Source organism: Myroides sp. LoEW2-1 (genome assembly GCF_009767705.1).
Taxonomy (GTDB): Bacteria; Bacteroidota; Bacteroidia; order Flavobacteriales; family Flavobacteriaceae; genus Flavobacterium; species Flavobacterium album_A.
The window spans coordinates 1-642 of the sequence record NZ_WSPP01000359.1; the positions used below are offsets into that span (position 1 = coordinate 1).

The 642-nt window shown below is 32.2% G+C and carries 2 protein-coding genes; one reads left to right on the forward strand and one right to left on the reverse strand.

Annotated features, from left to right (window positions below; genetic code table 11):
- Nucleotides 1-7: 7 nt before the first annotated feature.
- Nucleotides 8-421 (forward strand): NUDIX domain-containing protein, encoded by a 414-nt coding sequence (locus GOQ24_RS15955; RefSeq protein ID WP_160340145.1) that lies wholly within the window; start codon nucleotides 8-10, stop codon nucleotides 419-421.
- A 106-nt stretch (nucleotides 422-527) separates the two neighbouring features.
- Here the strand turns inward: GOQ24_RS15955 and GOQ24_RS15960 are convergent.
- Nucleotides 528-642, reverse strand: a 115-nt coding sequence (locus GOQ24_RS15960; protein ID WP_160340144.1) for a DUF3817 domain-containing protein, incomplete at its 5' end; no start/stop codon positions are given.

Below are 642 nucleotides of genomic sequence, written 5' to 3' on the forward strand. Positions count from 1 at the left end.
GTCTTATATCTCAAAAATATTTGTCACTGTTGACATTGTTTTACTTAAGAAAGAAAATACTGAAGTAAAAGTACTGTTGATTAAAAGAAAAAATGAACCATTTAAAGATAAATGGGCTTTACCTGGAGGATTTGTCGATGAAAATGAAGATTTAATGGTAGCCGCAAAACGCGAATTATTGGAAGAGACTACAATTGACTGTAAAAGTTTAAGTCAATTAGGTGCTTACGGCAAACCATTTAGAGATCCACGCTCGCATGTTGTTAGTGTCGCTTATATAGGTTTAGTAGATACTAATACGAAGGGAAAGGCTGCAGATGACGCTAAGGAATTAGATTGGTTCTCACTTGACGAATTGCCTGAGCTGGCATTTGATCATGGTGATATCTTACAAGACGCAATTAAAAAAGCCATACTTTAAAGTATGGCTTTTGGTTTTTAGATAAATCACAATTTTGTGTTTGTGATAATTTCGTTATAGTATTTTTCTCAGATTAAATTATTGATTTACATGAGAACTGTTTTTTTTAAGCATTGCTTAGAACTCTTTTTTCCATCACAAATGTTCCAAAAGGAATAATAGATGCTATACAAATTAGGGCATAAGTTTTCATACTCCACTTCTGATCAGATTTTAATACA